General features: G+C 58.0%; 10 protein-coding genes and 1 CRISPR repeat array. Of the genes, 1 reads left to right on the plus strand and 9 read right to left on the minus strand.

Annotated elements, in window-relative coordinates; genetic code table 11:
• Window positions 1-327: 327 nt before the first annotated feature.
• Window positions 328-618 (plus strand): type II toxin-antitoxin system HicB family antitoxin, encoded by a 291-nt coding sequence (locus KF784_17870; protein ID MBX3120929.1) that lies wholly within the window; start codon window positions 328-330, stop codon window positions 616-618.
• Between the two features lie 194 nt (window positions 619-812).
• A CRISPR array of direct repeats spans window positions 813-5,366; the repeat unit is 29 nt; unit sequence CGGTTCATCCCCACTCGCGCGGGGAACAC.
• A gap of 78 nt (window positions 5,367-5,444) precedes the next feature.
• On the opposite strand, the gene cas2 is transcribed toward KF784_17870, so the two are convergent.
• The 9 genes from cas2 to KF784_17915 all read right to left on the minus strand — a co-directional run bounded on the left by cas2 (window position 5,445) and on the right by KF784_17915 (window position 14,244).
• Window positions 5,445-5,759: a type I-E CRISPR-associated endoribonuclease Cas2 gene (cas2, locus tag KF784_17875; protein ID MBX3120930.1), complete on the minus strand. Its 315-nt coding sequence runs from the start codon at window positions 5,757-5,759 to the stop codon at window positions 5,445-5,447.
• Window positions 5,740-6,660: a type I-E CRISPR-associated endonuclease Cas1 gene (cas1e, locus tag KF784_17880; protein ID MBX3120931.1), complete on the minus strand. Its 921-nt coding sequence runs from the start codon at window positions 6,658-6,660 to the stop codon at window positions 5,740-5,742. The genes cas2 and cas1e overlap by 20 nt, the downstream gene beginning before the upstream one ends.
• Window positions 6,661-6,749: 89 nt before the next feature.
• A complete protein-coding gene (gene cas6e / locus KF784_17885) occupies window positions 6,750-7,424 on the minus strand; it encodes a type I-E CRISPR-associated protein Cas6/Cse3/CasE (protein ID MBX3120932.1) in 675 nt (224 codons plus the stop codon).
• Window positions 7,411-8,091, minus strand: a complete 681-nt coding sequence (gene cas5e / locus KF784_17890; protein ID MBX3120933.1) for a type I-E CRISPR-associated protein Cas5/CasD — start codon at window positions 8,089-8,091, stop codon at window positions 7,411-7,413. Before cas5e ends, cas6e begins: the two co-directional genes overlap by 14 nt.
• Window positions 8,092-8,094: 3 nt before the next feature.
• A complete protein-coding gene (gene cas7e / locus KF784_17895; protein ID MBX3120934.1) occupies window positions 8,095-9,249 on the minus strand; it encodes a type I-E CRISPR-associated protein Cas7/Cse4/CasC in 1,155 nt (384 codons plus the stop codon).
• A complete protein-coding gene (casB, locus tag KF784_17900; GenBank protein ID MBX3120935.1) occupies window positions 9,246-9,770 on the minus strand; it encodes a type I-E CRISPR-associated protein Cse2/CasB in 525 nt (174 codons plus the stop codon). Before casB ends, cas7e begins: the two co-directional genes overlap by 4 nt.
• Window positions 9,767-11,287, minus strand: a complete 1,521-nt coding sequence (casA, locus tag KF784_17905) for a type I-E CRISPR-associated protein Cse1/CasA (protein ID MBX3120936.1) — start codon at window positions 11,285-11,287, stop codon at window positions 9,767-9,769. The genes casB and casA overlap by 4 nt, the downstream gene beginning before the upstream one ends.
• Window positions 11,284-13,926 (minus strand): CRISPR-associated helicase Cas3', encoded by a 2,643-nt coding sequence (cas3, locus tag KF784_17910; protein MBX3120937.1) that lies wholly within the window; start codon window positions 13,924-13,926, stop codon window positions 11,284-11,286. Before cas3 ends, casA begins: the two co-directional genes overlap by 4 nt.
• A 33-nt stretch (window positions 13,927-13,959) precedes the next feature.
• On the minus strand, window positions 13,960-14,244 hold the full coding sequence (locus KF784_17915) for a hypothetical protein (protein MBX3120938.1): 285 nt from the start codon (window positions 14,242-14,244) through the stop codon (window positions 13,960-13,962).
• Between the last annotated feature and the right edge of the window lie 88 nt (window positions 14,245-14,332).

Consider the following 14,332-nt stretch of genomic DNA (forward strand, 5'->3'; position numbering starts at 1 on the left):
GGATAAAGATGGCGTACTGGTGTCGGAATTTCAGCTGACCGAACAGGCCCTCGCCGCCCCGGACGCGTTCGTCGCAGCGCTCAAGGACTCGATCGAAGCCCTCGAAGAAGCGGAGCCGTGAGGGATACGGCCGCGGCATGTGAGCCGCAGGATCGGCCCTCCGCCGTTTCCGCGCTGTCCGCAAACTCTCCGTCCACCCATTCGACAGAGGCCTGCCGCGGACAATACGCGAATTCATTCACCATCCGCTCGGGGAACAACGGGATGTCACCCTCGCTGGATGGCCCCTGTGATTCATTTTCCATAAGACCTCTATCGGCAAGAGATATGGAAATATTCAGTTGGCAAAAAACGGTCAACGTCGGGATCGCTCACGCGTCCTGGTATATAATCACGTCCATCGTTAGGGACTGGAAGGCCCATATGGAATACCCCATCGTCATCGAGCCAGACCTCGAAGCCGGAGGTTATGTCGTGTCCTGTCCGACCTTAAAAGGATGCGTCTCACAAGGCGAGACTGAAGAGGAGGCCTTGGAGAACATCAAGGATGCTATCAAAACCTACCTCGAAAGCATCGAAGACCTGAAGCGCCTCAAGAAGTTGAGATCCCCTCTATAGCCACCCCTTCCTGGCCTATTGCCGCTTTAGCTGCCAGCAACCGACGCTGATCCGGAGACCTTTCGAGTGCAGCATCGGTCCATGTGCACGCTTTTTATCACCGGCGAGGCTGGATACGATCTCGCCCATTCCAGAGCAATCGCCTCCCCTCCTATATCCGGGAATGCGACTCTGAGATCATCAGCCAGTGTCTCCGGTTCATCCCCACTCGCGCGGGGAACACGCGCTGCGCGGCCCAATAGTTGATTTGGGCGTCGGTTCATCCCCACTCGCGCGGGGAACACAGAATGTTGACCGCCGCGCCGCGCGTTTCGACCGGTTCATCCCCACTCGCGCGGGGAACACTGACGCCATCACGATGGAACCCCCAGGCGGTGCGGTTCATCCCCACTCGCGCGGGGAACACGGTTGCCGCATAGGCGAAGGTCGGGAGAATGGCGGTTCATCCCCACTCGCGCGGGGAACACGTGATGCGCGATCCGCCGCACCCTGCCACTGCCGGTTCATCCCCACTCGCGCGGGGAACACTCGAGGAACGGAAATGCTGGCGCCATCACTGGCCGGTTCATCCCCACTCGCGCGGGGAACACGAACTGGTTCATCTCCTGCGCGGAGACCTTGCCGGTTCATCCCCACTCGCGCGGGGAACACGTGTCGCCGGTCGTGTGGGCCGCGTCCTCGGCCGGTTCATCCCCACTCGCGCGGGGAACACTTTTTGAACTGCGTCTGCATACGTCCTCCCTACGGTTCATCCCCACTCGCGCGGGGAACACTCCGCTGTCATGGCTCTTGCCTAGGCTCACGCCGGTTCATCCCCACTCGCGCGGGGAACACTACTTCGATCAATTCCAGCTCGTAACAATTGTCGGTTCATCCCCACTCGCGCGGGGAACACGCATCTAATTGCTCATCGAGCCGTGTATAAGCCGGTTCATCCCCACTCGCGCGGGGAACACGCAGATGCGGACGCGCGGCCCAGGGTACGAGTCCGGTTCATCCCCACTCGCGCGGGGAACACGTGTTGAACAGCCGCGACACCTGCAGCCTGCACGGTTCATCCCCACTCGCGCGGGGAACACGCATCCTTCTTCGGTCGTGGGTCAGTCGCACTCGGTTCATCCCCACTCGCGCGGGGAACACTAAATCGTCCCACGAACTGACCCCCGAGCAGGCGGTTCATCCCCACTCGCGCGGGGAACACGACAGTCCGTGCCAAGCGAGCGTGACTATCTCCGGTTCATCCCCACTCGCGCGGGGAACACTCCTTCTCCGACAATTCCCGCTGCACCTGGAGCGGTTCATCCCCACTCGCGCGGGGAACACCCGGCGGATCGCCTGGAGATTACGTATTACGGCGGTTCATCCCCACTCGCGCGGGGAACACGCGGATACCCTGGCTTTGCACCGCGCCGTTGACGGTTCATCCCCACTCGCGCGGGGAACACTACCACGGCGGAGACTATCGGCTCTGTCAGGGCGGTTCATCCCCACTCGCGCGGGGAACACGGGAACTCCACGTTCGGCGCCCTCGCGACGGCCGGTTCATCCCCACTCGCGCGGGGAACACGTCAAGGCGTTCTCTACCAACCTGGCCCGCGCCGGTTCATCCCCACTCGCGCGGGGAACACCACGGACTGTTCTTCTTCGGGGGCATGGGACTCGGTTCATCCCCACTCGCGCGGGGAACACATCGCCACGATGCCAGGAGAGCAAATTCCACCCGGTTCATCCCCACTCGCGCGGGGAACACCCGTGAATCGCGGCGCTGATCACCGCATCCGCCGGTTCATCCCCACTCGCGCGGGGAACACGTAGGCGTCGACGCCGACCGTGCCGGGACAGACCGGTTCATCCCCACTCGCGCGGGGAACACCTCTGTCGCGCCATCATCATGGCTGGATATTACGGTTCATCCCCACTCGCGCGGGGAACACACCGCGTTCGCCGGGTCGAGATTGAGCCCGCACGGTTCATCCCCACTCGCGCGGGGAACACACCGTCGCGGCCAACGCGCTGGACGTCGCCACCGGTTCATCCCCACTCGCGCGGGGAACACGCACGAAGATCCGGCGCTCACCGTCGATCAGGCCGGTTCATCCCCACTCGCGCGGGGAACACCTGGGCGTGCAAGTCGTCGCCGACATCGCCGACGGTTCATCCCCACTCGCGCGGGGAACACTGCGCTCAGCAGCAGTCTCATGCGGCCTCCTCCGTTTCATCCCCACTCGCGCGGGGAACACAGAAACGGGCGGCTCCAGTAGGGCCGCGTGTCCGGTTCATCCCCACTCGCGCGGGGAACACTCCGTTTCGAGCTTCAGCTGTTTGGACTTCAGCGGTTCATCCCCACTCGCGCGGGGAACACTTAAGGCGTGGAGAAAGAGCATGCTACCTCAACGGTTCATCCCCACTCGCGCGGGGAACACTTGACGCCGCTCTTGGGCTTGGCTTCGCCAATCGGTTCATCCCCACTCGCGCGGGGAACACCTGGGCTATCTGACCTACAGCGCCTACCGTGTCGGTTCATCCCCACTCGCGCGGGGAACACGGGCTGCCGGCGAATCCGGACACGGCGCGGGGCGGTTCATCCCCACTCGCGCGGGGAACACCTTCCCCGATCCCAAGCCCCAACCGCTTAAACGCGGTTCATCCCCACTCGCGCGGGGAACACGGTCTGCGTGCCGCCTGTCAGCCGGTTGTTTTCGGTTCATCCCCACTCGCGCGGGGAACACCCTCGACGGCGGGAAGGGGTAATATGTTCAGTCGGTTCATCCCCACTCGCGCGGGGAACACTCCACCATGTCAATCACTACGTCGTAATCCTTCGGTTCATCCCCACTCGCGCGGGGAACACCCAGAGGGCGCGGTCGGCGATTTTGTAGGTTTCGGTTCATCCCCACTCGCGCGGGGAACACATGTATTTCTGGACCAAGGTGCGTGACGCCGGCGGTTCATCCCCACTCGCGCGGGGAACACTTCGCAATATACCGATCCAAATACCATCGGGCCGGTTCATCCCCACTCGCGCGGGGAACACGCCGAAGGTCCTCACGATATCCTTTCCATCAATCGGTTCATCCCCACTCGCGCGGGGAACACTGCATTGGTGACACCAGAAGAAAAATATGTGCCGGTTCATCCCCACTCGCGCGGGGAACACGGAATCACGCGAACGGATACAATATGACTCGCCGGTTCATCCCCACTCGCGCGGGGAACACTTGCCGACGTGGAACGGATTTGACTGGGTAGCCGGTTCATCCCCACTCGCGCGGGGAACACGGTTCTATGGCTACGGCACTTGAACCGCTCAGCGGTTCATCCCCACTCGCGCGGGGAACACCAGGTATAGTGCTGAATGATGATCGGTTTCATGCGGTTCATCCCCACTCGCGCGGGGAACACGCAGGGCCAGTTCATCTTTCAATGTCTGACAGGCGGTTCATCCCCACTCGCGCGGGGAACACTTCACCGTGGACGGGCATGATTTCATTTGTATCGGTTCATCCCCACTCGCGCGGGGAACACGATCAGGCGAGCAACTTTGCGGTCTACGTCAATGGTTCATCCCCACTCGCGCGGGGAACACGAACTCGTCCCCGCACAACCCCAGGAAGTTGCCGGTTCATCCCCACTCGCGCGGGGAACACTTCTCCTCGGCCGCCTTATCCGGCTCGGGCTCCGGTTCATCCCCACTCGCGCGGGGAACACCGCACCCCTTCGAGCACACGGCCCTCGCGAATCGGTTCATCCCCACTCGCGCGGGGAACACTCGCTATTTCTCCACCCGATATTTCCGGCCGTCGGTTCATCCCCACTCGCGCGGGGAACACGCAGAAAGCGCAGGGCGAACGTATGGAGCGTGACGGTTCATCCCCACTCGCGCGGGGAACACGGATGCAGTCCGTCACTCGACCCCCATGAGGCCGGTTCATCCCCACTCGCGCGGGGAACACGGGCGACCTATGGCCTCGACTACTACGCGCAGCGGTTCATCCCCACTCGCGCGGGGAACACGTCATAACTCCCTCCCGTGTCGTCATGCAATCCGGTTCATCCCCACTCGCGCGGGGAACACAAAAACAAACTGACCGATCTCAACGACCACCTCGGTTCATCCCCACTCGCGCGGGGAACACGAATGGAAGGCGGGGGCATCGCTCTTCACGTCCGGTTCATCCCCACTCGCGCGGGGAACACACCGTTCTCGCGGACCTCGGAAAAGATCGAGGCCGGTTCATCCCCACTCGCGCGGGGAACACTGATCATGACGCGGGCCACCATTCGACAATGACGGTTCATCCCCACTCGCGCGGGGAACACTGCACTCGGCCTCTATGCGCATCGAGGGCTGCCGGTTCATCCCCACTCGCGCGGGGAACACATACGGTCCTGGCAGGGGTGGGCTTTGAAATTTCGGTTCATCCCCACTCGCGCGGGGAACACATGAGTTTGCCGTTGACCGTGGCTTCAGCAGTCGGTTCATCCCCACTCGCGCGGGGAACACTCCATCTTGCGAGAGAGTGGCGCGATTGTCGCCGGTTCATCCCCACTCGCGCGGGGAACACGCCAAAATAACCGCTCTGCACCATGAGACAACTGGTTCATCCCCACTCGCGCGGGGAACACTCATCTTTGGTGGACCGCATGGGGATATTCCGCGGTTCATCCCCACTCGCGCGGGGAACACTTTTGTGCAAGCCTTCGGTTGCGCAGCAGCGTCGGTTCATCCCCACTCGCGCGGGGAACACACTTCTTGAAAGATATTGATCCAGAAGGACAATTTCATGTCCCCAAAATCTACCGCTCAATTGCCCAACGAAGATGCCTTACTGGGACGGCTGCGAGGACGCTGCCTCTCCTCCCGTTTCAGGCAAGAAACTGACAAGTTTTGCGCCGTCCAGTTCCACCGGAATCCGACGATTCGTGCCAAGCGTCACAAAATCGAATCCTGCTTCGTTGTTGCAACGCCACGCCATCACGGCGTTGCCTTCTCCGATTCCTGCCTCGACTTGGCTCCAAATATGCTCGCGCACCTTGACCGAGTAATTGCCGACGTACACTCCCGCCCGAACTTCCAGGAGCCACACTGCCAGTCGCCCGCGTAGCCGCGGCGGCGCATTCTCAAGTACGATGACCAGCATCGCCGATGTTGTCCTGATTAGGGATAGCCGGAAGGACTTGCTCTTCAAACGGTGTCGGACGAGGAATTTCTCCCGCAGCCAGCATCTCTTCAATGCCCGGGATGATGCGCTCCAACAGCTTGGTTTCACGGAATTTGTCGCGACAGGCCAGGCGCACTTGCTGTTCGGCATTGGGCGGGTTTTTCGCCGCTAACCGAAAGGCCAAGGGCACAACGGTTTCAAATTTGTAGATGTCCGCCACATCATAGACGAACGAGAGCGGTTTGCCGGTGTGAATAAACCCGATCGCCGGGGCGTACCCCGCAGCCAACACCGCCGCTTCTGTGACGCCATACAAGCACGCGGTCGCGGCAGACAGGCACCGATTGGCGATATCCCCCTGGTCCCAGTCTTCGACATCGTAGTTCCGAGCCTTCCATTGCACCCCGGCTTGTGCCGCCACGCGCTTGTACATCTCGCGAACACGCGCCCCCTCGATCCCTCGCAACTGCTCAACCGAGCGGCGTTGGGGTGGCTCCTCGCCAAATCGCAACGCATACATCTTGCGCACGACTTTGAGTCGCAGCTCATCATCGAGCGCGAGTTTCGCTTGGTACAGCAGACGATCGGCCCGCGCACCACCCGGCTGACCGGCAGAATAGAGACGGACCCCGGCCTCACCGATCCAGACCAACAATGTGCCGACACGAGCCGCCAACGCACAGGCGGCGTGAGAGACCCGCGTGCCCGGTTCCAGCATCAAGCACACCACCCCGCCGACGGGAATGTGTGTGCGCACTCCGTTCTTGTCGACGACGACAAACGCCCCATCTAATACATCAAGATGGCCGTACTCGATGTAGAGCACGGACAAACGCTCTTTAATCGGGATCGGTTTCAACGGCGGCAGAATGTCAGCCATGCGATTACTCCAAGACCACCGACATCACACGCGCCGGACCAGCAACAGGCCACAGCCAAAGCCTTTGGCGGGGCAAACTGCTCACATCTTCATGCGATCGGCGCCACAGACAAGAGCCCCAGGCCCAATGTCTTGCCGTGGCCGATCCCTGTACGCAGCACATTTGCAAAGGCATCCGCATCGGTCACAGTCAGCACACCGTCGTACAACACCGAAAAAATCCGAATCCTATTTCCATGATGTTGCATACCGCTTAGCATCTGTTCTTGCGAAACCGCTACATCGACTCGAGGCGTTTCCTGCTCTGACCCAACGGGCGAGTGTCGTTGTGGAAGCACAAACCCGTGTGCCTGCCCCTTCCGCTGAATCCACTGCTCTTGTTCAACGAGCTGCAGCAAGCCCAGCCGCTTCCCATTGCGACTCACGCAAGGGTTCGCTCTGAGTCGAAACCTATACCGCTGGCCGGACTTGAGCGCATCGAGCTTTAATCGTCCGTCCAGATCGATCGGAGCATCCGCCTTTGCAAGCCATCCCTGTACGCCAATTCCAGCCCAATCTGGAATCGCACGACTCTGTATAAGCACTCGTGGACACCCCTCCGGACCTGACTCCGGCTCAAGTCGCCACAGCACTGCTCCTTCTGGACATTTTTGCTCAGGCCGGCTGAACGCACGGCATAGCGTGGCATGCAGTTGATACGGATCGGCAAGGTCGCGACGGGCCTCACGGCAACGTGGGTCAAGATAGATTCTATGCAGAAACATGGGCCACCCCCTCAGGAAAGGGAATCCACTCTGAGCGAACGAATCGTGCGCCGAATCTCCGCTCGGCAAACGAGGACAATAGTTGATCCATACGAAGCACGCCCGAACCATCCGCTGACTCCAAAGACAGGAGAAGCTGCGCAGGACGGTCTTCCCATTTCCGGTGTGTGGCAATCCAGGGATACCGAGCCAATGCTTCGCGCAACGGCAGATCTTGCATTGCGTCCTCCATCCAAAGAGGTTCCGATGGCACATAAGATTTCCGGCCCAGAGCCAGAGGCCAGACAGGATTACGCAGCGCAGCGTGCAGTCTTCCCAGCAACGCATTGTCCTCGTCCGCTACTCCAACTAAAAACGCTGCGTCCGCCAAATAGTCTCGCGTCGTCACGGCTGTTTCATGAATCTTAGATCTGTCTGCAGAGATAATGTGCTGGGCTGTTTGATAATCGCGCCTTGGGATACCAGCCCGATCATGACGAACACCCATGGACAAGTGCGAAAGCGGTTCCAGATCGGTCCAATTCTCCCGATCAATTCCCATGGCAGCGGCAAGTAAGCCCACAACACCGGACTTGCTTGGCTCCTTCCCCGTATCGCGTTGGTCAAAACGACTGGTTGTGCCCCACGATTGCATGGGACCGACCAAGCGCAGCAGTAGAGTGGGCATGGTTCACTCCTTCACAGCAGCGAGGCTCTTCTCTAGCAAGTCCGTCATGGTATTGACTGCGGTTCCGAACCCATCAAGTTTGGTGTCCGTAAGATTCAATACGAAAGTTCGTCCTTCGCCGCCATAGACTGCGCGTAGCTTCTTTGACTTTTCGACCAACTTCTCTGCGGATACCCTGGTAAGCGATTCGTCCTTGCGGACACGCAGAGCTGTTTCAAAGGCGTTGGCCAGATTCGACGCCGCAGCATTATGACGAACGGATACCGCCACAAATTCTGGCTGATTGTGTGCTGCAAAGGTATTTTGCTTGCCGGTTGGTTCCGCGACGACAAAACCTTCCAGAAAGGCCTTCAACCCTTTCTCTGCAAGCTCTGTGTCACTTTGCAAATTGGCCTTGAGTTTCTCCCAATCGACCACGGCATACCGATAAAAGCAGGCCGAATTGAATTCCACGGTGCCCATCATGTCAGCGCCCGCAGTATCCTCCGGTTTCAAATCATCAACAGCCGTATAAAAATCGAATTCCCGCTCGACAGCGTGGGTCGAAATTGCGTGGGCCACCTGGCAGGCCGCGTGCTGGTTCTTCTCTGGCATGTCGGCAAGCATGCGCCCGAAAAGAGCGACATCGACGGCTTTGCCGCCGTTAAAGATAGCGGCGATATGATCCTGAACTTCTTTCGGTGCACCACTGGCAATCGCTTTTTTCCCTTTCCCCTTGGCCTTTTCAGCACCATCTTTCGCCTCTGGTGCGATCTGGTCCCAGAACCTGTGAATCGCATCGGCCAAAGCGGCTATTTCCCTCTGGCCGAGAAAGAGCAAGTATTGAGTCTTGCCTCCTTCGGCAGGTTTGAGCTTAACGTATGACAATGCTATTTCTGCCTTGGCCAACGCTTCATCTTTTGCACGCCTGCCAACCAGTAAATCAGCAATAGCCTCATACACCCTTTTTGTTCGCACCGCGAGTTCATCAGCGTTGAACAGTCCTTCCCTCTTCTTCTGGTCGAAGTAGCTGCGCACAGCTCGTTTTTGGCACTGGCTCGAAACGCGAGCACGGCGGCTCCCGCCAAACCAGGCATCCTTCGGAGCGCCGGTATCGTCACGGTTGAGATTGGATGGGGCAAAGTTTTGCAACGCGTGAATCTCGATCAAGGTCTTCATGCTGGCTGTTCCTCCTCGGTAACGGATTCTGCCTCTGTTCCTGTGTCGCCTTGCAGATTTCTGTAGAAATCTCGCGCCCAGCTGTTCTGGGTTCGTTTTTGACCATCGTTCCAATAAACAAGCCCTGTCAGCAGCGCCTCAAAATCGATGGAGTAATCTTTGAGCAGCGCAATTACCTGTCGAAGACGGTGGGGCAACTCATCACTGCTCGAATCGAGCAATGTGATGAACCGCCGCTCTGTGCTGGTCGAACCACTTGCCGCCTGGTAAGCGGCACAGGCCTTACCAATAGTCGTCGGGACTGCCGCATGTCCTTCCCGCGAATGTGCAGCCCAAAGACCGGCGACCAAATAGTGCATCTCCCGCTTCCATTCATCGCTCTCATTCTGCACAAAGGGTTCGACATAGGGATACGCGGGTGGAAACGCTCCCGGATCAAACGCAAGGCTACGCCGTAATAGGGCTCTCACCTTGGTATCTTTCTGATTGAGGCCTTCCAGCCATTCGATAAATCTCCTCATGCTTCCTCCATCGCCAGTGTCAGTTTCAGAATCTCATCATCAAGCTCTTTCAGCTTGGCCTGTATAGGCGCCTCGGCTCTCACCAGCGCCCGGATGGCCCAGGCATCGCCCATTGAAACCGAGTTGCGATGCTGTTCCCATGCCTGTTTGAGAACAGCCCGGACTGAGTCGAGCCACTGACAACGGATGTCCTCGGAGTTACGCTCCCGAGTGTATTCGCCCAGGATCTCGTGAAAATTCGATTCAAGAATAGACCAGTACCAGGAATTTACTGTGATCTGCTTTACGAATTTCTTGACGTCGTTCTTGTCAGGTTCTCGCTCCCCTCGACCTAGAACATCTCTTGCGTACGATCGACAGGCTAACCAGAGAGATCTTTGTGCATCTTCTGCCTCATTAAGAAGTTGCCTGATTTCCGTTCGAATGAATCGGTCTTCACCTAACGCCTCAGGTAATACAAACCGCTCCATGCGCCAGTACTCAATCTTTGCCTTGTTGTTCGCCTGGCCGAGAACCATCATCGATCGCGGGAAACGTTTCGGGTCTAATCGAGTTATCGAAATAGCATGCTCTATAACCAAAGGACCTAAATGCGCCGTGTCGGGCAGTAACGAATCAAAATCCCGCCACAGACCCCGGTCTCGAAATTGGACCGGTAATTTTCCATTCTTGTCGTCAATCCTGTAAGCCAGCATAGGATCTATCTGGCTCTTAGAAGAATCGCCAACTCCAGAGGCAAAACCAAGCTTATCGACCCGGCCCAGATCATTCTTCATCAAGATAATAGATCGAGTTCGCCAGGTATACCGGTCGGCAAAACCATTTGCAGGACGCTTTACTCCCTCCTTCAACTTCTTCACTGATTCTGGCTCTCTCTCCCACAAGGGTAGATCCATAGCGGCAACTTCTCGGTTCTCGGGGATGAGAGAAAACAGAAGGGTATCCTGAAGATCATTGCCGAGCGGTAGAACTATTGCAGCCGTAGCTGAAGGTGCTGTGCCAGTGTGTGAAAGTTCACTTTTCCCACAGCTTACGGAAAATGTTTGGCTGGCCAGAATCCAACGTGCGGCCGCAGCTTCTGAAATGGCACCAGGTGCCCCTACATCCACATGATCGAACAAAACCTTGGCATTGTCGGCATTATGCTCGGCCGCAAGCACTGTCCAGGATCGCCATATGTTCGGCTCAAAAGTTGGAACCTGTCCGAAGGGAATTTTCTCATCAAACAGCCAGAATCGATCCCGCCACTTGGCCAGATACACTGTGATCTTGTCGCTCGGCAAGCCGACCTTAAATAACGCCTTTGCTTGATCAATGTCCGCTGGTCCCTCCAGCGCACGGTACAGCACAGCAAGCAGAAAGCGGTGAAGCGCTGCTACCACCAATGGAGAAGGGTCCTCGATGGCAGCAATGTCGTTGGCCCTTAGCAGGACATCTTGAATGCCCAGTTCGCCGCGGCTCCCACTAAGGAATCGAACCGGAATCCACTTTTCGTCAATGAGGTTGAAGCGGCTCATTCTGTCTCCTTTGGCTCGTATACGACCCCTAAATCGTCATCGAGTCGCACGGTCGCGTCTTCCTCCCAACGCCCATCAGCGTGCAAGAACAGCGGGAAGCACCTGCGCAAGAGCGGTGAGTCCTTCCAACCTTCTGGTACCCCCATTTTTTTGAGTCTCTGAACCACGGCGATTCGCGTAAGATTCACGCCCCGCAGGAACCATCCTTTGGATTGCGCGAAATCCGGTGTGATCTTGGAGTCGAAGCCGTCTTCCAACCACAGGGGAATCGCGATGACCGAGTCCTCGCCAAGTCTCGTCTGAGCCATGAGGGTTCGATGAATGCCTGGTTCGTCTTCATCGTAGAGCACGAATCTCGCTGGATCATTCCATGACGCATCATCGGGCAAGCCAATGATGGCCTGATTTGCCTGTCCTGTGTGAGCGATGGTCTTCCCATCACTGACCATCAAAGACTTGTCCAATCTCTCCTGAACTGATTCAGGCACATCAACCTTCTCTTCGTACACGTCTTCCACGAGCGTATCGATTTCATCCGGAAGTGTGACATGCTGTTTCCCCCGCAACAGACTCCACGTCCGCAACAGGATGTCTTCACGATAGACCGCACCCCACCAGAGCGGCTTTCCGAATGAAGATGGTTCATTATCCGCTAATCCCGCGACCAGAAGGATCGGCGCCGAGACTGGCCGACTCACTCTTGCGTGCCTCCACAGGCGGCCGGCACGCTGTAACACCAGGTCGATTGGCGCCAGGTCCGTCGCAATCACATCAAAATCTAAATCGAGACTCTGCTCCGCCACTTGAGTGGCAATAAGGAGTTTTCTTCCGACTCGACTTGCGTCACTCCCGAACATCTCTAACACCTGTTCCTCACGCCTGTGCCGCCGGTCTGCTGGGAATCGAGCATGAAAAAGAAACACGTCTGTTCCATCAGGCAGACGCTTGCCGACACGTTGCCCCTCACGGATCAGCGGATCACCAGCGGGAAACAGTCGATATAAGTCCTGGGCTCGCTGCACCGTATTCAACAACGCCAACCCCAGTCCGCCCTGAGTGAGATGCGACTCTAGTGCAACACGGATATCGGATAGGTCTGGAGTGAGGGCTTGCACACGCACTGTCTGGCGGCGTGTTGGATCGGCCTGAAAATGCTTCTGGCTCACTGGCTGGCCTTGCTGAAAAACGGAGAGGCGAGGATATGGCACTTCTGGGACTGGCGTTGTCTCGCTGACAACGGAGGCCAACTTTCGACGAATCGAGGGTGGGAGCGTCGCCGACAGCAGCACGACTGAGGAGCCGAGCGCTAGCAGCCAGCGGAGCAGATGAATTAGGAGGGTACCAGTATAGGCATCATAGGCGTGGATTTCGTCGAAGACGACCACGCGGTTCGCGAGGCCCCAGAGGCGAACAAAGTTGTGTCGAACCGGCAGAATGGGCAGTAGCGCCTGATCTGCCGTTCCCACGCCGTATTCAGAGAGCAGGGCCCGCTTTTTATTCGTGAACCATTCACCGGCCCGTACCTGCCCTTCTTTTTCGTCCCAGATACTGGACACCTTTAAGTTCTGAAATGCGTCATTGAGTAATGCGCCACCATGTACCAATTGCAGGTCGAGCGTTCGATTGACTCCTTGGTCACGTAGGAATTTGAGGGTTCGTGTGAACATCGCATTGCCTGTGGCTTTAGTCGGCAGGGCCACATAAAGGCCACGATGCCCGAACCTCCTCTGTAACTCCAGATGGGCAAGGAATGCCGCCTCCGTCTTACCCTCACCCATGGGGGCTTCCAACAGTAGAATGGCAGGGGCCGTCAGTTCAGCGAGAGCTTCGGCAACTGCACGCTGTAACGGGCGAGGAGGAAAACCAAACTCCTCCAGAAAAGATTTTTCCCCTATTGCGAGCGGCGTTCTTGCTTCCCATCCGATTGCATTCAGAGCGTGCTCAGCACAAGCTCTTCGCGATTCGAACCACGCGTTCAAGTCGCCGCAGTCATCAGGGGTTCCGAAGGCAAACCACTCCTCGTTCGACCCAATCCAATCGGCAAAACTCGCAAGCCCCGCCAACAGCATGAAGTCCGGACCGGACAGATTCTCCTTTTTGGGAATGAGCGTGGGCTTAAGAACTTGAACAAGCGCTTTTATCAGGCCCTTGCGCACGTCGCTCCACAAAGGTTTTCCCATCGCCCGCTTATCGCCCATCAAGTGATCCAAGATGCGAGGGCTAGCCCGCTCACCATGATGGCATCCCACGGCATCAGCAGCTAAATCCGCCAAATCGTCTGGCCACCTCTGTTCTCGTAGCCATGCTGACAACGCAATTTGACTCACAAAGGCGTGATTGATGCTGGTGTTTGGACATCTTCCTGCATCCAGAGCGGATAGATTCTTCCACTTGCATTGAAACCCTGGACAAGCCTTTCCCAAGTCATGACACGCGATCAGGAACAACAGCCACGGTCTGGCTTGCTTCCACTCCAGCCCGATGATCTCCGCCATTCTCGTGCGAGTCGAATCGGGCTCACGAAGCAGAACGGCCTCTGCACTCGCAGCGACATCCAGCATGTGGAGGATCAGCGGGTGCCATCGTTCTTCCACACCCCGAGAAGTTTTGGCCCAAAGATTTCGTAGTACGTTATCCATCACCGACAACATCCTGTATTCATCTGAACAGGCCTACGCCTCTTTCCCCGCGCTATACGGCGACTCCATCATTCCCACCACCCAGCAGGGTTCGTCAGGATCGGCTTTTTCCTCCGGCTGCGCCAGGGGCACCGCGATGCAGCGGCCCTGCTCACTCTGTAGCCGCATGTCTGCCTCCGACAGGGCGAGATACACATCGCGATTGCATTCAGAGCAATGCCGCACGTCGGCCTGCCCTGTCGGCTGCAGCTTGCTCCACTGTTGCGGGCAGGTGAATGCGAACCGGCATGCGATCTGCGCGTCATCATTCCACGCCATGGTTCCTCCCAATCGCAGCGCACTGTAGCAAGAACGAGGATGCCCGTCCCGTGGGAAATGGACGTGTGGTGGCTAGGCAAATGCCTAG

It is taken from the genome of Fimbriimonadaceae bacterium, from assembly GCA_019638775.1.
In the GTDB taxonomy this organism is placed as follows: Bacteria; Armatimonadota; Fimbriimonadia; order Fimbriimonadales; family Fimbriimonadaceae; genus JAHBTD01.